The organism is Xenorhabdus sp. IM139775 (assembly GCF_028598745.1).
Lineage (GTDB): Bacteria > Pseudomonadota > Gammaproteobacteria > Enterobacterales > Enterobacteriaceae > Xenorhabdus.
Genome location: NZ_JAQRFK010000069.1, coordinates 1 through 17,339 on the forward strand (window position 1 = coordinate 1; position 17,339 = coordinate 17,339).

General features: G+C 45.1%; 19 protein-coding genes and 1 other RNA gene. 7 read left to right on the top strand and 13 right to left on the bottom strand.

What is annotated here, in order from left to right:
- The 8 genes from rnc to trmN form a co-directional block, all read right to left on the bottom strand.
- On the bottom strand, positions 1 to 450 hold a 450-nt coding region (gene rnc, locus PSI17_RS13435), incomplete at its 3' end, for a ribonuclease III (protein ID WP_273552452.1).
- Between the two features lie 196 nt (positions 451 to 646).
- Entirely contained in the window at positions 647 to 1,618 is a 972-nt protein-coding gene (lepB, locus tag PSI17_RS13440; protein ID WP_273552453.1) for a signal peptidase I, read from the bottom strand.
- A gap of 20 nt (positions 1,619 to 1,638) precedes the next feature.
- Complete coding sequence (gene lepA / locus PSI17_RS13445; protein ID WP_273552454.1) at positions 1,639 to 3,435, bottom strand: translation elongation factor 4; 1,797 nt, start codon at positions 3,433 to 3,435, stop codon at positions 1,639 to 1,641.
- 194 nt (positions 3,436 to 3,629) lie between these two features.
- Positions 3,630 to 4,094: a SoxR-reducing system protein RseC gene (gene rseC, locus PSI17_RS13450; protein WP_273552455.1), complete on the bottom strand. Its 465-nt coding sequence runs from the start codon at positions 4,092 to 4,094 to the stop codon at positions 3,630 to 3,632.
- Positions 4,094 to 5,053, bottom strand: coding sequence for a sigma-E factor regulatory protein RseB (rseB, locus tag PSI17_RS13455; protein WP_273552456.1), 960 nt, complete (start codon positions 5,051 to 5,053; stop codon positions 4,094 to 4,096). The genes rseC and rseB overlap by 1 nt, the downstream gene beginning before the upstream one ends.
- On the bottom strand, positions 5,053 to 5,715 hold the full coding sequence (gene rseA / locus PSI17_RS13460) for an anti-sigma-E factor RseA (RefSeq protein WP_273552457.1): 663 nt from the start codon (positions 5,713 to 5,715) through the stop codon (positions 5,053 to 5,055). The genes rseB and rseA overlap by 1 nt, the downstream gene beginning before the upstream one ends.
- Before the next feature lie 64 nt (positions 5,716 to 5,779).
- Positions 5,780 to 6,355: an RNA polymerase sigma factor RpoE gene (rpoE, locus tag PSI17_RS13465; protein WP_273552458.1), complete on the bottom strand. Its 576-nt coding sequence runs from the start codon at positions 6,353 to 6,355 to the stop codon at positions 5,780 to 5,782.
- Between the two features lie 310 nt (positions 6,356 to 6,665).
- Positions 6,666 to 7,421 carry a tRNA(1)(Val) (adenine(37)-N(6))-methyltransferase TrmN gene (trmN, locus tag PSI17_RS13470; protein WP_273552459.1) on the bottom strand — a complete coding sequence of 252 codons (756 nt, stop codon included), beginning with the start codon at positions 7,419 to 7,421 and terminating at the stop codon, positions 6,666 to 6,668.
- A 144-nt stretch (positions 7,422 to 7,565) separates the two neighbouring features.
- Here trmN and srmB point away from each other — a divergent pair, with 144 nt between their 5' ends.
- Positions 7,566 to 8,909, top strand: a complete 1,344-nt coding sequence (srmB, locus tag PSI17_RS13475) for an ATP-dependent RNA helicase SrmB (RefSeq protein ID WP_273552470.1) — start codon at positions 7,566 to 7,568, stop codon at positions 8,907 to 8,909.
- 114 nt (positions 8,910 to 9,023) lie between these two features.
- Here the strand turns inward: srmB and PSI17_RS13480 are convergent, their stop codons facing one another.
- Together PSI17_RS13480 and grcA are read right to left on the bottom strand one after the other, a co-directional pair.
- Positions 9,024 to 10,019, bottom strand: a complete 996-nt coding sequence (locus PSI17_RS13480; RefSeq protein WP_273552460.1) for a phospholipase — start codon at positions 10,017 to 10,019, stop codon at positions 9,024 to 9,026.
- Between the two features lie 210 nt (positions 10,020 to 10,229).
- Positions 10,230 to 10,613: an autonomous glycyl radical cofactor GrcA gene (gene grcA, locus PSI17_RS13485; protein ID WP_273552461.1), complete on the bottom strand. Its 384-nt coding sequence runs from the start codon at positions 10,611 to 10,613 to the stop codon at positions 10,230 to 10,232.
- 180 nt (positions 10,614 to 10,793) lie between these two features.
- Between grcA and ung the strand changes: the two genes are divergently transcribed.
- Positions 10,794 to 11,474 (top strand): uracil-DNA glycosylase, encoded by a 681-nt coding sequence (ung, locus tag PSI17_RS13490; protein ID WP_273552462.1) that lies wholly within the window; start codon positions 10,794 to 10,796, stop codon positions 11,472 to 11,474.
- Positions 11,475 to 11,539: 65 nt separating this feature from the next.
- Here the strand turns inward: ung and grpE are convergent, their stop codons facing one another.
- Positions 11,540 to 12,121 (bottom strand): nucleotide exchange factor GrpE, encoded by a 582-nt coding sequence (grpE, locus tag PSI17_RS13495; RefSeq protein WP_273552463.1) that lies wholly within the window; start codon positions 12,119 to 12,121, stop codon positions 11,540 to 11,542.
- 122 nt (positions 12,122 to 12,243) lie between these two features.
- On the opposite strand from grpE, the gene nadK reads away from it, so the two are divergent.
- From nadK to bamE, 3 genes are all read left to right on the top strand, one after another.
- The gene (gene nadK / locus PSI17_RS13500) at positions 12,244 to 13,122 is read left to right on the top strand and encodes an NAD(+) kinase (RefSeq protein WP_273552464.1); all 879 of its coding nucleotides are present in this window, start codon (positions 12,244 to 12,246) and stop codon (positions 13,120 to 13,122) included.
- Positions 13,123 to 13,260: 138 nt separating this feature from the next.
- Complete coding sequence (gene recN / locus PSI17_RS13505) at positions 13,261 to 14,946, top strand: DNA repair protein RecN (protein ID WP_273552465.1); 1,686 nt, start codon at positions 13,261 to 13,263, stop codon at positions 14,944 to 14,946.
- A 112-nt stretch (positions 14,947 to 15,058) separates the two neighbouring features.
- Positions 15,059 to 15,403, top strand: coding sequence for an outer membrane protein assembly factor BamE (bamE, locus tag PSI17_RS13510; RefSeq protein ID WP_273552466.1), 345 nt, complete (start codon positions 15,059 to 15,061; stop codon positions 15,401 to 15,403).
- A 49-nt stretch (positions 15,404 to 15,452) separates the two neighbouring features.
- Here bamE and PSI17_RS13515 read toward each other — a convergent pair whose 3' ends face one another.
- Together PSI17_RS13515 and PSI17_RS13520 are read right to left on the bottom strand one after the other, a co-directional pair.
- A complete protein-coding gene (locus tag PSI17_RS13515) occupies positions 15,453 to 15,746 on the bottom strand; it encodes an RnfH family protein (protein ID WP_273552467.1) in 294 nt (97 codons plus the stop codon).
- Positions 15,739 to 16,173, bottom strand: a complete 435-nt coding sequence (locus PSI17_RS13520; RefSeq protein ID WP_273552468.1) for a type II toxin-antitoxin system RatA family toxin — start codon at positions 16,171 to 16,173, stop codon at positions 15,739 to 15,741. The genes PSI17_RS13515 and PSI17_RS13520 overlap by 8 nt, the downstream gene beginning before the upstream one ends.
- Positions 16,174 to 16,329: 156 nt before the next feature.
- Between PSI17_RS13520 and smpB the strand changes: the two genes are divergently transcribed.
- Complete coding sequence (smpB, locus tag PSI17_RS13525) at positions 16,330 to 16,812, top strand: SsrA-binding protein SmpB (protein WP_273552469.1); 483 nt, start codon at positions 16,330 to 16,332, stop codon at positions 16,810 to 16,812.
- A 50-nt stretch (positions 16,813 to 16,862) separates the two neighbouring features.
- Positions 16,863 to 17,226: a transfer-messenger RNA gene (ssrA, locus tag PSI17_RS13530) on the top strand.
- The last annotated feature ends 113 nt before the right edge of the window (positions 17,227 to 17,339 follow it).

Genomic DNA, 17,339 nt, shown 5'->3' on the forward strand with positions numbered 1-17,339 from the left:
ACCCGGACTAATTTCATTCAAACGGGTTTCATACCAATTCAGGATAATCTTTTCGCTGGTCTGAATATCGCTATCCAGGAAAATAGCGCCGATTAAAGCCTCAATGCTATCCGCTAAAATGGATTCGCGACGATGCCCCCCACTCTTTAACTCACCCGGCCCCAGACGCAGGCATTCACCCAATTCAAATTCCCTGGCCAGTTCCGCCAGTGTATTTCCACGTACCAATGTTGCCCGCATGCGGCTCATATCCCCTTCATCAACCCGGGGAAAACGCTGGTACAACGCATTGGCAATGACAAAACTCAGGATTGAGTCGCCAAGAAATTCTAAACGTTCATTATGCTTACTGCTGGCACTGCGGTGAGTTAACGCTTGAAGCAACAAATCGTGCTGTTTAAAGGTATATCCTAGCTTATGTTGTAACCGGTTAGTTATTATGGCGTTCATGTGCTACCAATTCAGTTAGAATTCATCAAATAAAAGCACACGCAACAGACCTGTGCGGCAACTTGCGGTATGCCTTACAAAACTGTTGCGTTTGCACTGGCTCCCAAAGCATTCATCATGTTAGGGAGCCAGTCATCTCGTTTGAAAGAATATTCTACACTGTGAGATAAATTAATGCTGCGCTAATATATCAATATTAGTGAATTCCACCAATCCGGCTGAAGCGCACGCCAGTAGGCCATTCACCTTCTTGTTTTTCAAAGCTCATCCAGATGGCGGTGGCTCGGCCGACCAGATTTTTCTCCGGAACAAATCCCCATGAACGGCTATCATCACTATTGTCACGGTTATCCCCCATCGCGAAATAGTGCCCTTTGGGAACGACCCAAGTGCCAACCGGCAAGCCTTCTTGAGAGAAACCCGGGAAGCGTTGTATTGCAGGGATGGTCAGAATATGGTGTGACACATCACCTAAATTCTCAACTCTTTCGCCCTGACGGAGAGAATATGGCCCTAAGGGTTCATCAACAGGAACTTGATAAAGCCCATTGATACGAACACCTTCTGGTGTCACATCTTCTTTTATCGTCCATTCACTTGGGAACACATTCCGATAAGTCACCGGTAAATCGCCCTTGCATTGTGCATTCCAACCACAGCCGGGGTAAACCTGAAGTTCTTTGTTGACGTAATCGTAAACGATCCTATCCCCAGGCAAGCCAATAATTCGTTTTACAAAATCGATAGTTGGGTTTTTCGGATATTTGAAAACCGCGATATCCCCACGCTTAGGCTCACCTGTCTTGATTAAGGTTGTTTGCGTAATCGGGTCTTTTAAACCATAAGCAAATTTTTCAACCAGAATGAAATCCCCGATCAGTAGTGTCGGCATCATTGAACCAGAAGGGATCTGAAAAGGTTCATAAACAAAAGAGCGCAGAACCAACACAATGGCTAACACGGGAAAGACAGATGCAAGTGTTTCAACCCATGAAGGTTTGTTAAGTTCTGTCGCCAACGCTCCCTGAGCGTCTGCGCCTGCCGTCTGTTCCTGAATGTGAGCAAGTTTTTTCTTACGTTCAGGTGCGAACTTAAATCGCTCTATGCACCAAAGAATGCCGGTGATTAACGTTGCTAACGTTAATATCAAGGCAAAAGTGTTAGCCATTTGAACTCCTTACGACCTTGTTAATTATCTTTGCCAACATGCAGAATCGCTAAGAAGGCTTCCTGCGGCAGCTCGACATTACCGACCTGCTTCATGCGTTTTTTACCTTCTTTCTGTTTCTGCAATAGCTTTTTCTTACGGCTGACGTCACCGCCATAACATTTCGCCAAGACGTTTTTACGTAACTGCTTAACGGTAGCACGCGCAATAATGTGGGTTCCTATCGCCGCCTGAATTGCAATGTCAAATTGCTGGCGTGGGATCAGCTCTTTCATCTTTTCCACGAGTTCACGCCCACGGTATTGAGAATTGTCTCGGTGAGTAATCAACGCCAGCGCATCAACACGCTCACCGTTAATCAGAACATCTACGCGAACCATGTCTGAATTCTGGAAACGAGTAAAGTTATAATCCAGAGAAGCATAACCACGAGAAGTTGATTTCAAGCGATCAAAGAAATCCAGAACCACTTCAGCCATTGGGATTTCATAAGTCAGTGCAACCTGATTACCGTGATAAACCATATTCGTTTGCACACCACGTTTTTCTATACAGAGTGTAATGACGTTACCAAGGTACTCTTTCGGCAACAACATGTGACATTCTGCAATCGGCTCACGCAGTTCATTAATACTGTTTAATGCCGGCAACTTGGATGGACTATCAACGTAGATAATATCACCACTGGTTGTCTCAACTTCATAAACAACTGTTGGGGCAGTGGTGATCAAATCGAGATCATATTCACGTTCCAACCGTTCCTGAATGATTTCCATGTGCAGCAAGCCAAGGAAACCACAGCGGAAACCGAAACCCAATGCCGTGGAACTTTCTGGTTCATAGAATAATGAAGCGTCATTTAAGCTCAGTTTACCTAACGCATCACGAAACGCTTCATAGTCATCGGAACTGATCGGGAACAGGCCCGCATAAACCTGCGGTTTGACCTTTTTAAAACCAGGAAGGGCTTTTTCGGCTGGCTGACGAGCCGTCGTCAAGGTATCCCCAACCGGCGCCCCCAGAATATCTTTGATGGCACAGACCAACCAGCCCACTTCACCACAATTCAATACATCACGATCAACACGTTTCGGGGTGAAGATACCCAGACGGTCAGCGTTGTATACCTGCCCGGTACTCATTACCTTGACTTTATCCCCTTTACGCAACGTACCGTTTTTGATCCGGACAAGCGAAACCACACCAAGGTAATTATCAAACCATGAGTCAATAATCAGGGCCTGTAATGGTGCATCAGGCGCACCTTCCGGCGCAGGGATCTCTTTGACCAGACGTTCAATAACATCCTGTACGCCGACCCCCGTTTTTGCAGAACAACGAACCGCATTGGTTGCATCAATTCCCACAATATCTTCGATTTCTTCAGCAACCCGCTCGGGTTCAGCCGCCGGCAGGTCAATTTTGTTCAGAACCGGAACCACTTCCAGATCCATTTCAAGGGCGGTATAACAGTTAGCCAAGGTCTGGGCTTCAACCCCCTGACCCGCATCAACAACCAGCAAGGCACCTTCACAAGCAGCCAGTGAACGGGAAACTTCGTAAGAGAAGTCAACATGCCCCGGTGTATCGATAAAGTTTAATTGGTAAACTTGCCCGTCATTTGCCTTGTAATCAAGCGTGACACTTTGTGCTTTGATCGTGATCCCACGTTCACGTTCAAGATCCATTGAATCCAGTACTTGTGCTGCCATTTCGCGATCAGACAGACCACCACAGATTTGAATAATCCGATCAGATAACGTGGATTTACCGTGGTCAATGTGGGCGATAATGGAGAAATTTCGTATTTGCTTCATTATTAAATCTTTTTTGCCTTAATATTTCTGAATCATTCGCCTATGGACACATTGATGGACATAAAGCGACAGTTTGTTGGTTTGGCCACTGGCCTGAGGAGCCGTATTCTACATGCCAAACCCGTGAAAACCAAACGAGTGGGAAAGTCGTTTGCAATAATAAAGTAAAGTTGAAGCGCGTAGGATAAAACAAATTACTCTTGCTGTAGTACCTTAATCGCGTCAGGCGGTAAACCAATTTGTAATACAACGGGCTGGTAGGCCTGCAATTTATCCCAATAGGCAGCAATTTTGCGGGCCATGAAGAAACCCGCGAACCCACCGCCAATTCCCCCCAAACCTATTCCTAACTGGTCAGTTGTCCATAATTGGAAAAGGGCAGCGCCCAAGAACAATCCTAACAAGGGCGTCAAATAAACCAACATGGCTGAACGTAACAGACTACTTTCAGGAATACCGACTTCAACCTTCTGACCCGGTTGAAGTGGTTGAGAAATATCGACTTCCAACTGATGGATGCTTTCCGGCCCTATTTTTTCCAGTAAATAAGAACCACAGGCGGTTTTGGCCTGACAACTGCTACAGCCGGAAGATGAGCCGTAACGCAATAATGCACGGCCTTTTTGCCAACGGACAACCGTTGCCCATTCTTTAACCATCAGTTTTCTCCCGTAAATGTCACGCTTGCCGCAATTCGCCCGGCGGTTGCGAAAGGCAGCTCACCAATGACTGTTATGCTGTTTTTGCCGCTGGCCAAAGTATAAACCGTTCTCCTGCCTTGTCGAAATGGTTGTTCATCAACGACCTTGTTATCTGAGTTCACGACATTGACAGAAAAATTAAACAATCCATCACTATACATGATGGTTTCCAGCCATTCTGTCTCTGATAACTTACGGCTGCTACGGGATATCTCTTTGAAACCCTCAGGCATTTTTTCAACCCGCCAATGAAACTTCAACTTATCAGAAGGCGGAATAAGTAACATGGGCGGTAATTTCAAACCAGTAATCGCCTTCAGTTCCGTTTTAATATCGTCATTCACTGTGAACGACACGACACGGAATTGCTCAATGACGGTTTGATTATCTTTATCCAAAAGATCGATCAACAGAGGGAGATGAGATTTCTCATCAATCAGAAGGTTATAGTTATAGCGGGCTTTATCTTTCGCTATGATGCGCACAAAATTCACCGGGTGATCACCCGCGTGCGTACTGCCTGCATCAATGAAACGATAAAATTGCTGTAAATGTGCAAAATCGGCAAAGAGGATCGGGGGAAGATAATCAACGATATGCGTGCCGCGTATACTGAATGAATCCAACCCTGGCTCGTAATAGCTGATTTGGTCACCGCGCCGGACAATTTCTCTGCGTGAAACGTCCATTTGTATCATTTGGGCGATAACCTGTCCATCAATAATGGCATGACGGTAACGCAAAGGGAAAAGGAATTGCTGCCCTAAGATGATGAATCCGAGCTCATAATTCAGCGTTTTTACCGCCTGATTCATCTCCTGCAACAAAGCCTCAGCGCTGCTTTGTTGCGCTGAGGCTTTCAGGGGGTTTATCAGGCTATTCGCCAATAAAAAAACGACAACCCAAATACGTTTCATCACTGTTGTTGTGATTGTTGTGCTGCTTGCGCTCCAAGAACGGGATTAACCTGAGTGACTCCATCATGTTTTTCACCGTGAATGCGGCGGGCAAATTCATATTGCTGCAACATCGCATCAATCCGCTTGTTGCTTTCCCGCACTTTCGTGCTCAAGTCACCACCGAACGTTTCTTCTTCGGCTGGCGCCATTAAACCCACTGTTGAGGCTGTTCCCATCACCGGCAATGTATTAAAGGCTGGCGCCTCAAACTGGTTATCGGTTTCAACACTGCTATCACGATTATGTTGCTGGACACCGACAATCACGGCCAGCGATACACAGGCAGCAACACCAATTTGTGCAATTTGACTCTTCCATGTCCGGATTTTGCCCCAGAATGGCATATTAGCCCATGTTTCAGGTTTTGGCTGAGATTCCAGAACAGCCGCTGGATTGGTATGAACGGGATTGATATGAACGGGTTCTTTTTCAAGCGCCAAAGCGACCTGACTCGCAATATCCAAGTGCAATACATCCCCCACATCGCCACGCAGCACATCACGTACAAGGTGATATCTTTCCCACTGTTTCTGCATGACCGCATCTTCAGAGATTAAATGAACGACTTCACTATCAAGAGCTTCTCCATCCATCAATGCGGAAAGTTTTTCTCTTTGCATGCCAAAGTACCCTTAAATATTGTTTTATCCCACGATGTTGTTGGATCAGTATTATTGGATCAGTTTACTGTTGGATCAGTGGTTGAACTTTATTATCAATCGCTTCCCTTGCCCGGAAAATTCGTGAACGCACAGTGCCTACAGGACATTCCATGATGTCGGCTATTTCCTCATAGCTCAATCCATCCAACTCCCTCAATGTAATCGCTATCCTCAAATCTTCTGGAAGCGATTCAATGGTGCGGAAAACCACTTCCTTCAATTCTTCAGACAACATTAAGTTCTCAGGGTTCGAAATTTCTTTTAATGAACTTGAAGTATCATAATTTTCTGCGTCGCTAGCATCCAGATCATTGGATGGCGGGCGGCGCCCCTGAGCAACCAAATAATTTTTCGCAGTGTTAACGGCAATACGATACAGCCATGTATAAAAAGCACTGTCACCCCGGAAAGAAGACAGTGCCCGATAAGTCTTAATGAAAACCTCTTGGGCAACATCAGGAACGTCGCCTTGGGGTACGTAACGAGCAATCAGGCTCGCTACTTTGTGCTGGTATCTTATCACCAGCAAATTAAATGCTTTTTGATCGCCTTTCTGCACGCGTTCAATCAGCATTTGATCCGTTAACTGCTCGCTCATCCGAGGTTCACTCTCCTGAGGTAAAACTCCACATTTATACTTAAATTAAACCAATATGATGTTCTGATTTCCCGAACAAGCATGAGTTTGAGTATCAATTTATTGTGAAGTTCAACTTTAGCTGTAATTTTTGTTACAACCACCTGTTATTCTCGTCTTGCACTTCTTCTATATCATAGTCTCAATTTTACAGGACACGCGATTTTAATCTGGAAAAAAGAAAGTCTTTGCCTTGTTATGTTGAAAAATACTGTACCGAAAAATATTATGCCAAAAAATATAATTTATCATCTCAATAGCGCTAACGTTATCAATAATAAAGATAAAAATCCGTTATTAACTGACGAAATGGGTCTGAATAGGTGCCATCCGGGGAACGAATGGTTAATTCACCCACTTGGATATCCTGTTTTTGGCGTGATAACCCCAGCAATAAACGGTGTAACGGCTTATCTTGCCTGTCACGCACATTCACGCGGAAATGGGTAAACCATCCCAAATCTGACGCCATTTTTTCAAATTGTTCACCAATGCCATAAGGCAATACCAGACAAAATAACCCGGTCGGTGCTATCAATTTCTGTACACACGCCAATAGCCCCTGATGTGTCAGTGATTCTGTATAGCGAGCCTGATTGCGTGCTTCGTTTCGACATGCAACAGCAGGTTCAAAATAGGGAGGATTGCTAACAATTAAATCGTATTGGGGACGGATTTCATGCACCTTATTTTGTTGCACGAAATTATAAATATCCTGCTGATATACCGTAATGCGGGAAGACCACGGTGATTGCTGGACATTATCAGCCGCCTGCATTGCCGCAAGAACATCCAGTTCCACAGCATCAATCGTGGTATCTGCTTTGGTACGTTGCGCTATCATCAACGCAATCAAACCACTACCACAACCAATATCCAGACATCTTTTCCTGTTATATACTGGCGCCCAAGCGCCTAACAGCACACCATCCGTCCCGACTTTCATCGCACATTTATCGTGTCCAATAAAAAACTGTTTAAATGTAAAACCACCGCGGCGAAAAGCGGGTTTTTGTATCGATGTCATGACCCATATCTGCTGAAATTAGAATTTGTCATAGCATAAATCTTATGACCAACGGATAAAAGCAACCGACTCATTGGATGCTTTTATAGGATGAAGAATGCGCTTAACCTGTTTATAATCGGCGGCCCCAAACAGAGGTATATGATGACTGCGACAAACTTTTCCGAATTCGAACTTGATGAATCCCTGCTTGAAGCACTGAACGAAAAAGGCTATGAACGCCCAACCGCTATTCAGGAGGCAGCCATTCCTGCCGCGATGAACGGACGCGATGTATTAGGATCTGCGCCGACCGGTACAGGTAAAACCGCCGCTTACCTGCTGCCGGCACTACAGCATTTACTGGATTTCCCCCGCAAAAAATCGGGGCCTCCACGTATCTTGATTTTGACGCCAACCCGTGAGTTGGCAATGCAAGTCGCAGAACAAGCGAAAGAATTTGCAGCCCATACCCATTTGGACATTGCTACCATAACAGGTGGTGTTGCCTATATGAACCACGCGGAAGTATTCAGTGAGAATCAGGATATTGTTGTCGCAACGACCGGCCGTCTGTTGCAATACATTAAAGAGGAAAATTTCGACTGCCGTGCAGTGGAAACGCTGATCCTTGATGAAGCTGATCGCATGTTGGATATGGGATTTGCCAATGATGTTGAAACGATTTCAGGTGAAACACGCTGGCGCAAGCAGACGCTGTTATTCTCCGCAACGCTGGAAGGGGAATCCATCCGTGATTTTGCCGAGCGCCTGTTGACTGATCCGGTTGAGATAGATGCAGAACCTTCTCGCCGCGAACGCAAAAAAATTCAGCAATTTTATTATCGGGCTGATTCGTTGGCGCATAAAACCACCTTGCTGTGTCACCTTCTCCAGCAACCCGATGTGACTAAATCCATTGTTTTCGTGCGCAAACGAGAGCGTGTCCGTGAACTTGTCGATGGGTTGAGCCAGGCAGGCATTCAGGCTAGTTTCCTTGAGGGGGAAATGGTGCAGGCCAAGCGTACAGATGCCGTGAAGCGCTTGAATGATGGCAAAGTTAGCGTTCTGGTCGCAACTGACGTTGCTTCCCGTGGATTGGATATCGAAAATGTCAGCCACGTCTTTAACTTTGATTTACCTCGTACCGCAGATGTTTACTTACACCGGATTGGTCGTACTGCCCGTGCAGGTCGTAAGGGAACCGCCATTGCTCTGGTTGAGGCTCATGATCACCTTCTTTTGGGTAAAATCAGCCGTTATCTCAACGAGCCTTTGAAAATCCGGGTTGTTGATGAGCTTCGCCCGCAAACCAAAGCCCCTAGTGAGAAAAAGAGCTATAAACCATCGAAAAAAGTGCTGGAAAAACGCAAAGAGAATAAGAAGAAAACAGAAGATGTGAAAAAAAGCCGCGTGAAAGTTCGTCATCGCGACAGTAAAAATATCGGTAAACGCCGTACTCCTTCCGGCAATCCTAAACCAGAATCAACTGAATCCAGCAACGATTAATTCTGGCAACGATTATTTGTAAAATACATTGATCGCAAAACAAGCTGATGTAGAACAGGGGCGAAGTCATGCAATGGCTTCGACCCCATGTTCCACCCGTCTGAATGCTAAATATTACACAGTATAATGCTGTTCACTTTGCTGTGTATTCAACCAAGGCTTATGCTCTGCCATAGATTCGACGACCGCTTCCAAAAAATGGGCTTTAAAGACGTGAAGACCATACCGATCAGGCATAATGACATCCCATATGCTGTCTAATTCATACTCATACTTAAGCTCTATTGTGTGTCCCATCGGTTGACGAAATTGCAATATTTTTTGCATGTTACCCAACCAATCATGTTGGACGGCATAATGACGTATCAAGCCACTGTCAGCCAATTCACGAGCGGCTTCAGGTGATATTCCCATGTGTTTCAATGTCGCGTCAGAAACACTAACCGAGTTATAAATAACGGCAGGTTTTCCGGTTGCCAATGCAGCCACTGTTGCTAATCCACCCCCCAATGAATGCCCCGTGAAAACAACATCTTCACCAAATACTTCTAATGCCTTATGCGCCAATTCCACGGCTTGATTATACTGCTTTTCATTAAAACCCAATCCCTGGCGAATACTGACCATAAAATCCTTTAATTCATTCGACCCGGTGAAAGAGACAATATATAGCCCGTTATTTTGGTATACACCAGCCTGAAACCCGGTTGAATAATCATTCAATGTACTAGGATCAATGCCTGCTTTGGCTAACGCATCATTAGACAGGCGCTCATAATTACCAATCCCTAAACTATGCTGTCGATAAACATCACGGGTAACCAGCGTCAGGGTATAATCGTTGAATTGGGGGTTTTTCCCGGCAATTTCATTGGCTTTCAATGCGGATTTTACCGCGGTGCTGGCATTTAAATTACCCATCAATGATTGATAAAGTGTATTCGCCTGCTCAGTATTTTCTGAAAGCGAGATGCCTGAAGAAGACTTGTACTCAATTTTTTTGTCTGGTGGTGCCTGGGCTGAAGAATGAGATTGAGGTTGCAAAGAGTTTCCCTGTAATGGATAAATCCCTAATTCACTGAAAAAACTGGTATTAACTGATAAAGACATAAGATTCTCCTACAGATTATTCAGGTTTGTTGTGGTTTAAAACCCCAAACTCTCTATCGGCAGAATATTTAACAACATTAAAACAAATTTAATTTTTAATTAACAAAATTAATTCGCCTAATAAAAATAGGGAATTGTATTTCCGCGTTTATTGCAAATAAAAAAAGGGAGTATTGACTCTCCCTTTAGATTTTTTTCTTGATACAAGAATTACAGACTTTCTGTAAAAGTACGTGTAATAACATCACGCTGCTGTTCTGGCGTCAGTGAGTTAAAACGTACAGCATAACCTGATACGCGAATAGTCAACTGAGGGTATTTTTCGGGGTGTTTTACCGCCTCTTCCAACGTTTCACGGCGCAAAACATTAACATTCAGATGTTGCCCGCCCTCGACACGCACAGTCGGTTTGACTTCTAACGGAATTTCGCGATATTCAAATTGCCCCAGCTCCTCTTTGGCAACAATCTGGCCTTCATCGTAATCCGCTTTGGCACAGAGACAACGCGCTTCATTTTTTTCATCATCCAACAGCCAAAAAGAATTCATCAATGCAGCATTGTCAGATTGGGTAATTTGAATCCCAGTAATCATTTATACCTCCAACATCATTATCTTGGTTATTAACCATTATTTAATCAACCACCGTTCCTGATTTCCTGTATACCAAGACTAATGAGAAGGTTCTTTGATTGAAATCAACGAAGGGTTTCCCTATCCCAAGGGAATCGGTAAGCTTAAGTCATCTGATAATTATTTAGAAAGGGATTGGCTATGCCCGCACCTCTCACATGGCACGATGTCATCGGCAATGAAAAGAAACAGCCTTATTTTGCTGATACATTGGCTTATGTCGCCAATGAACGTCAGGCTGGAAAAACCATTTATCCGCCTCAGAAAGATGTCTTCAACGCATTTCGCTATACCGAATTGCCTGATGTAAAAGTGGTGATTTTGGGACAAGACCCTTACCACGGCCCGAATCAAGCCCACGGTCTGGCTTTCTCTGTACAGCCGGGTATTCCTGCGCCACCTTCTCTTGTTAATATGTACAAGGAGCTGGAATCGGACATTACCGGATTTATTCGCCCCAATCACGGCTGTTTGGTCAGTTGGGCAGAACAGGGGGTATTATTGCTCAATACCGTGCTGACCGTCGAACGCGGCAACGCGCATTCCCATGCGAATTTGGGGTGGGAAACATTCACGGACAAAGTGATTGCAGCCATCAATGAATATCGCAGCGGCGTTATTTTCCTGCTTTGGGGATCTCATGCCCAGAAAAAAGGCCGTTTTATTGATAACCAACGCCATCACGTATTAAAAGCACCGCACCCTTCACCGCTGTCTGCCCATCGTGGTTTTTTAGGCTGTAAACATTTTTCACAAGCCAATAGCCTGCTGGAAGCCCAAGGATTATCGCCAATAGATTGGAATCCTCAATTGCCCCAATAACTGATCCCTACCGACAAAAATGCCGCCTTCTAAATGGCGGCATTGCATCACGGGATACTGTAACTTTATTTAGAAACAACAACCATTGCCGGACGCAATAAGCGACCATTCAGAGTATAGCCTTTCTGCATCACCAACATCACCTGATTAGGTTCATGCTGATCAGATTCCATCATGGTCATCGCCTGATGCACTTCTGGATTGAAAGGAACATGGGTGTCACCGACCACTTCAACGCCAAATTTACCTACTGCATCAATAAACGCTTTCAGAGTCAGTTCAATACCTTCAACCATTGGCAACAGCGCTTCATTGGTACGATCCGCCGCCTCTAATGCCCGTTCCAGATTGTCGAGAACAGGCAGAAGTTCATTGGCAAATTTTTCCAATGCAAATTTGTGTGCCTTTTCTACATCCAGTTCAGTACGACGGCGAATATTTTCCACTTCAGCACGAGCACGTAACATCGCCTCACGTTCGTTAGACTGAGCCTGTTTCAGTTGTTCTTCCAACTCAGCAACACGCGGATCAACAACGTTTTCAGTCTCTGGTGTCTCTGCCTGTTCCGCACTCATTTGTTGCTCTAATACATTTTCTGTATTTTCTGCGACTTGCTCATCAGGTACTTTTTGGTCTTTACTACTCATGAATATCTCCGCGTATTTGTATTATCTTCGCCATTCTTGCTTATTATGGGGATCAAAACACGGGATTCAAGGGAACACATTATATTGTGAGGGCAAACCATATGCTGAAGGACATAACAGCAATGAATAATAAATTCAAATGCATCGGTATTGTCGGTCGTCCGCGTCATCCTGAAGCGCTGGCCACCCATGAAATGCTGCACCACTGGCTGGTAGCCAAAGGTTATTGCGTCATTGTGGACAGGCAGGTCGCAAAAGACCTTAACTTAAAGGATGCCCAGACTGGAGGGCTAACAGAAATCGGCAAAATCGCCGATCTTGTGATTGTTGTCGGCGGTGATGGCAATATGCTTGGGGCAGCCAGAGTATTATCACGTTATGACATCAAAGTCATTGGCATCAACCGAGGTAATCTAGGCTTTTTGACGGATTTAGACCCTGATAATGCCTTACAGCAACTGTCCGAAGTTCTGGATGGCCATTATCGGGATGAAAAGCGCTTTCTGCTCGAAGCGCAGGTGACAAAAACGGGGCATAAATCCCGACGTAGCACGGCGCTGAATGAAGTCGTCTTACATCCTGGTAAAGTTGCCCACATGATTGAATTTGAAGTGTATATTGACGAACGTTTCGCTTTTTCCCAACGTTCAGACGGCTTGATCATCGCAACACCAACTGGCTCTACGGCCTATTCACTGTCGGCTGGAGGGCCGATATTAACCCCAAACTTGAATGCAATCGTGCTGGTGCCGATGTTTCCACATACTCTTTCGGCACGCCCACTCGTTATCAGCAGCGAAAGCAGCATTCGCCTGAAATTCGCCCAAAACAGCAATGACTATGAAGTCAGTTGTGACAGCCAAATCGTGTTGCCAATCCAAGATGGTGAAGAAGTGATCATCAAACGCAGTGACTATCACCTGCACTTAATTCATCCGAAAGATTACAACTACTTCAATACACTGAGCACAAAACTGGGTTGGTCGAAAAAAATGTTCTAAAAAACAAGTTTCCCTATTTTACTGTACAAAAAACCAGTTTATACTGTATGAAAGCACAGACATGTTTTTATGCACAGGAATGTGTTCTTACGATGTAAAAACCTATTTTTGTATACAGTAAAAGGAAGGAGGAGCACGATGCTGACTCAACTGACCATCAGTAATTTTGCTATCGTTCGCGAACTTGAAATTGATTTTCGCTCAGGAATGACGGCAATCACGGGTGAAACCGGAGCCGGTAAATCCATAGCGATTGATGCACTGGGTTTATGTCTTGGCAATCGTGGCGAAGCCAACATGGTTCGCCCGGGTGCTCCACGTACCGATCTTTGTGCCCGCTTTTCACTGGCTGATGCACCTTCTGCCCGCAAATGGCTGGTAGACCACCAGCTTGATGGCAGCCTTGATGATGATAATGAGTGCCTGCTGCGTCGTACCATCACCGCTGACGGGCGCTCTCGCGGTTTTATCAATGGCACGGCTGTCCCCCTTGCTCAATTACGTGAATTAGGTTCACATCTGATCCAAATTCACGGGCAACATGCTCATCAATTGTTGTTAGAAAATCGTCACCAAAGGCGATTACTTGATATTTATACGGGCGATTTTGAACTTCAACATGAGATGAAACAGGCTTACCAACAATGGCGCCAAAGCTGCCAAGCCCTTTCTCAATTTCAACAACAGGCCCTTGAGCGCCGTTCACGCCAGCAATTGTTGGAATATCACCTGAAAGAGCTGAACGAACTGTCACCACAATCAGGTGATTATCAAGAGCAGGATAGCGAATATAAACGGCTGGCAAACTGCGGGCAATTTCTGTCCGTCAGCCAAAACATTCTCCAGCTTTTAAGTGATAACGATGAGCAGAATATCATCAGACTTCTTAACTATGCACGAAACGAACTGACCGAGCTTGCCAACATGGATCACAAACTCAATGGCTTGCTTAACATGTTGGAAGAAGCGGCTATCCAAATCAATGAAGTCAGTGATGAATTACGTCATTACAGCGACCAGTTGGAACTGGATCCTAATCGTTTATTCGAACTGGAACAGAAAATCTCCCAACAAATCAACATGGCGCGTAAACATCATGTTTCACCAGAAGAACTACCTGCATTACATCAACAATTGTTGGAAGAGCAGTATCAGTTATCCCAACAGGAAGATGATTGTGCCCATCTTAGTGAACTTGTCAGCCTCCACTACCAGCAAGCCCTGACCGTGGCAGAAAAATTGCACCATATTCGCCAGAAATATGCCGCAGAGCTGGGTCAACTGATAACAACCAGTATGCACCAACTTTCTATGCCTCATGGCCGCTTTACCATTGATGTTACCTTTGAACCGGAACACTTAAATATTGATGGGGCCAGCAAAGTCGAATTTAATGTCACAACCAACCCCGGCCAACCTCACCAGCCATTGGCAAAAGTGGCATCAGGTGGTGAGCTTTCCCGCATCGCACTGGCGATTCAGGTCATCACAGCGAAAAAAATGGAAACCCCTGCGCTCATTTTCGATGAAGTTGATGTGGGGATCAGCGGCTCAACGGCAGCGATTGTTGGGCGCCTGCTACGTGAATTGGGGGAATCAACCCAAGTGATGTGTGTCACCCACTTACCTCAAGTCGCAGGATGTGGACATCAGCACTTTTATGTCAGCAAGCATGTCAGCAAGCAAACTGATGGGGAAGAAACAGAAACCCAGATGCAACTGTTGGACAAAAAAGCACGGCTCCAAGAGCTGGCGCGGCTTCTGGCGGGCAGTGAGGTGACCAAAAATACGCTGGCCAATGCAAAAGAGCTGTTGGCGGCATAAATTAATCCAACTTTCTTGTATAATTGCAGTCATAGGTAAATGCGTAGAGGTTTTCAATCTCTTCAATGTTTATTATTATCGACGGCCTGACTCCTCAAGGAATGTAATTACTATGCGCTGTAAATTGTTGACTGCCGCTACTGTATCACTTGTTATGCTGACTGCGGGTTGCTCCATGTTTGAGCGAATTGTTTATCGTCCTGATATTAATCAAGGGAACTACCTCACGCCGGCGGCGGTAGCAAAAATCCATAAGGGAATGACCCAACAGCAAGTTTCTTACACTTTGGGAACACCAATGCTGACTGATCCCTTTGGCAGTCAGACTTGGTATTACGTTTTCCGCCAACAACCGGGGCATGGGAAAACAACGCAGGAAACCCTGACACTGACCTTTGATAGCCAAGGGATGCTAACTGATATCAAGAATGAAAAGTCACTGCCAGAGAATCAGTGAGGTGTGTTTTATTTATTCGCCAGTCGGTAATCTGGCGAATAAATAGGCATTATTGCGCATTATTTCTAGCGCGCTCTGCCCGCTTACGGCGCATTTCTTTTGGATCAGCAATCAGGGGGCGGTAAATCTCCACACGATCCCCCTCTTCCAGCGTATCAGTCAATTTGGCCGGGCGGCTATAAATGCCCACTTTATTTTTGGTCAAATCGATATCATTACGTAATGTCAAAAGGCCAGACGCAACAATCGCCTGTTCAACAGTTGCCCCTTGCGGTACTTTCACATTACGCAGATATTGCCGTTCCGGCAGAGCATAAATGACTTCAATATTAATCTCAGACATTGTAAACCTCACGTGCCCGCTGGGTAAACGCCTGAACCATATTGCCAGCCAACTCTTTAAACACTTTGCCAAAGGCCAATTCAATCAACTTGTTGGTAAATTCAAAATCGAGATGCAACTCAACTTTACAGGCATCTTCACTTAACGGAGTAAAATGCCATCCCCCCATCAACTTACGGAAAGGCCCGTCAACAAGCTGCATCTTGATGCTTTTATTATCAAATAACGTATTGCGTGTTACAAACGTCTTACTGATCCCTGCCTTCGCAACCTCAACAGAAGCCGTCATTTCATTATTACTACTACTGATGACACGACTCCCCACACATCCGGGTAAAAAATCCGGATAGGACATCACATCGTTGACCAATTTATACATTTGTTCCACGCTGTAAGGCACTAACGCAGAGCGACTAATCTGTGGCATATCATTTCCTGTAAAACATAACAGCGCGAATAGTATCACTTAAATGTGGTTAAATAAAAACCTGCTGACATTTGGAACAATAAATATGCATTTATTGCCAAATATCATGCAGAAGAGATTTCTTTCACTAACGCATACAGTATAATACAACGCATTATGACAAAGAAAAAAGCACACAAACCCGGTTCGGCAACAATTGCCATGAATAAGCGAGCCCGCCACGAATACTTCATTGAAGAAGAATTCGAAGCAGGCTTATCCCTACAAGGTTGGGAAGTCAAATCACTGCGCGCTGGCAAGGCTAACATCAGTGAGAGTTATGTTTTACTCAAAGATGGTGATGCTTATCTTTTTGGTGCCACAATTACGCCATTGAATGTTGCTTCTTCCCACGTAGTTTGTGATCCGACGCGGTCACGCAAACTACTCCTTAACAAACGTGAACTTGATTCACTATATGGTCGAATCAATCGAGAAGGTTACACCATTGTCGCACTTTCCATGTATTGGAAAAATGCCTGGAGCAAAGTCAAAATTGGCGTTGCGAAAGGTAAAAAAGCGCACGATAAACGTTCAGACATTAAAGAACGTGAATGGAAATTAGACAAAGCGCGAATTATGAAGAATTCTGGGCGTTAATCACTAGCATTATCATCCAATATTCTGATATACTTGCCTTTAACACACTTGGGGCTGATTCTGGATTCGACGGTATTCGCGAAACCCAAGGTGCATGCCGAGGGGCGGTTGGCCTCGTAAAAAGCCGCAAAACAATAGTCGCAAACGACGAAAACTACGCACTGGCAGCTTAATAACCTGCGCAGAGCCCTCTCTCCCTAGCCTCCGCTCTTAGGACGGGGATCAAGAGAGGTCAAACCAAAAAGAGATCGCGTGGATGCCTTGCCTGGGGTTGAAGCGTTAAATCCAATCAGGCTAGTTTGTTAGTGGCGTGTCTGTCCGCAGCTGGCAAGCGAATGTAAAGACCAGACTAAGCATGTAGTACCGAGGATGTAGGAATTTCGGACGCGGGTTCAACTCCCGCCAGCTCCACCAAAATTCTCCATCGGTGATTACCAGAGTCATCCGATGAAGTCCTAAAAGCCCGCAGGGCTTACGCCCTGCGGGCTTTTTTGTGCCTTGAATTTGTCCCGCGAAGTCTGAAGCCA

What these genes read in the sequence shown, in the direction of transcription:
- rseB (WP_273552456.1), bottom strand. Translation starts at nt 5,053, where the DNA reads ATGAAACGTATTTGGGTTGTCGTTTTTTTATTGGCGAATAGCCTGATA.
- ung (WP_273552462.1), top strand. Translation starts at nt 10,794, where the DNA reads ATGCCCGCACCTCTCACATGGCACGATGTCATCGGCAATGAAAAGAAA.
- smpB (WP_273552469.1), top strand. Translation starts at nt 16,330, where the DNA reads ATGACAAAGAAAAAAGCACACAAACCCGGTTCGGCAACAATTGCCATG.
- nadK (WP_273552464.1), top strand. Translation starts at nt 12,244, where the DNA reads ATGAATAATAAATTCAAATGCATCGGTATTGTCGGTCGTCCGCGTCAT.
- PSI17_RS13515 (WP_273552467.1), bottom strand. Translation starts at nt 15,746, where the DNA reads ATGTCTGAGATTAATATTGAAGTCATTTATGCTCTGCCGGAACGGCAA.
- lepA (WP_273552454.1), bottom strand. Translation starts at nt 3,435, where the DNA reads ATGAAGCAAATACGAAATTTCTCCATTATCGCCCACATTGACCACGGT.
- grpE (WP_273552463.1), bottom strand. Translation starts at nt 12,121, where the DNA reads ATGAGTAGTAAAGACCAAAAAGTACCTGATGAGCAAGTCGCAGAAAAT.
- PSI17_RS13520 (WP_273552468.1), bottom strand. Translation starts at nt 16,173, where the DNA reads ATGCCACAGATTAGTCGCTCTGCGTTAGTGCCTTACAGCGTGGAACAA.
- rseA (WP_273552457.1), bottom strand. Translation starts at nt 5,715, where the DNA reads ATGCAAAGAGAAAAACTTTCCGCATTGATGGATGGAGAAGCTCTTGAT.
- lepB (WP_273552453.1), bottom strand. Translation starts at nt 1,618, where the DNA reads ATGGCTAACACTTTTGCCTTGATATTAACGTTAGCAACGTTAATCACC.
- srmB (WP_273552470.1), top strand. Translation starts at nt 7,566, where the DNA reads ATGACTGCGACAAACTTTTCCGAATTCGAACTTGATGAATCCCTGCTT.
- PSI17_RS13480 (WP_273552460.1), bottom strand. Translation starts at nt 10,019, where the DNA reads ATGTCTTTATCAGTTAATACCAGTTTTTTCAGTGAATTAGGGATTTAT.
- trmN (WP_273552459.1), bottom strand. Translation starts at nt 7,421, where the DNA reads ATGACATCGATACAAAAACCCGCTTTTCGCCGCGGTGGTTTTACATTT.
- rseC (WP_273552455.1), bottom strand. Translation starts at nt 4,094, where the DNA reads ATGGTTAAAGAATGGGCAACGGTTGTCCGTTGGCAAAAAGGCCGTGCA.
- recN (WP_273552465.1), top strand. Translation starts at nt 13,261, where the DNA reads ATGCTGACTCAACTGACCATCAGTAATTTTGCTATCGTTCGCGAACTT.
- bamE (WP_273552466.1), top strand. Translation starts at nt 15,059, where the DNA reads ATGCGCTGTAAATTGTTGACTGCCGCTACTGTATCACTTGTTATGCTG.
- rpoE (WP_273552458.1), bottom strand. Translation starts at nt 6,355, where the DNA reads ATGAGCGAGCAGTTAACGGATCAAATGCTGATTGAACGCGTGCAGAAA.
- grcA (WP_273552461.1), bottom strand. Translation starts at nt 10,613, where the DNA reads ATGATTACTGGGATTCAAATTACCCAATCTGACAATGCTGCATTGATG.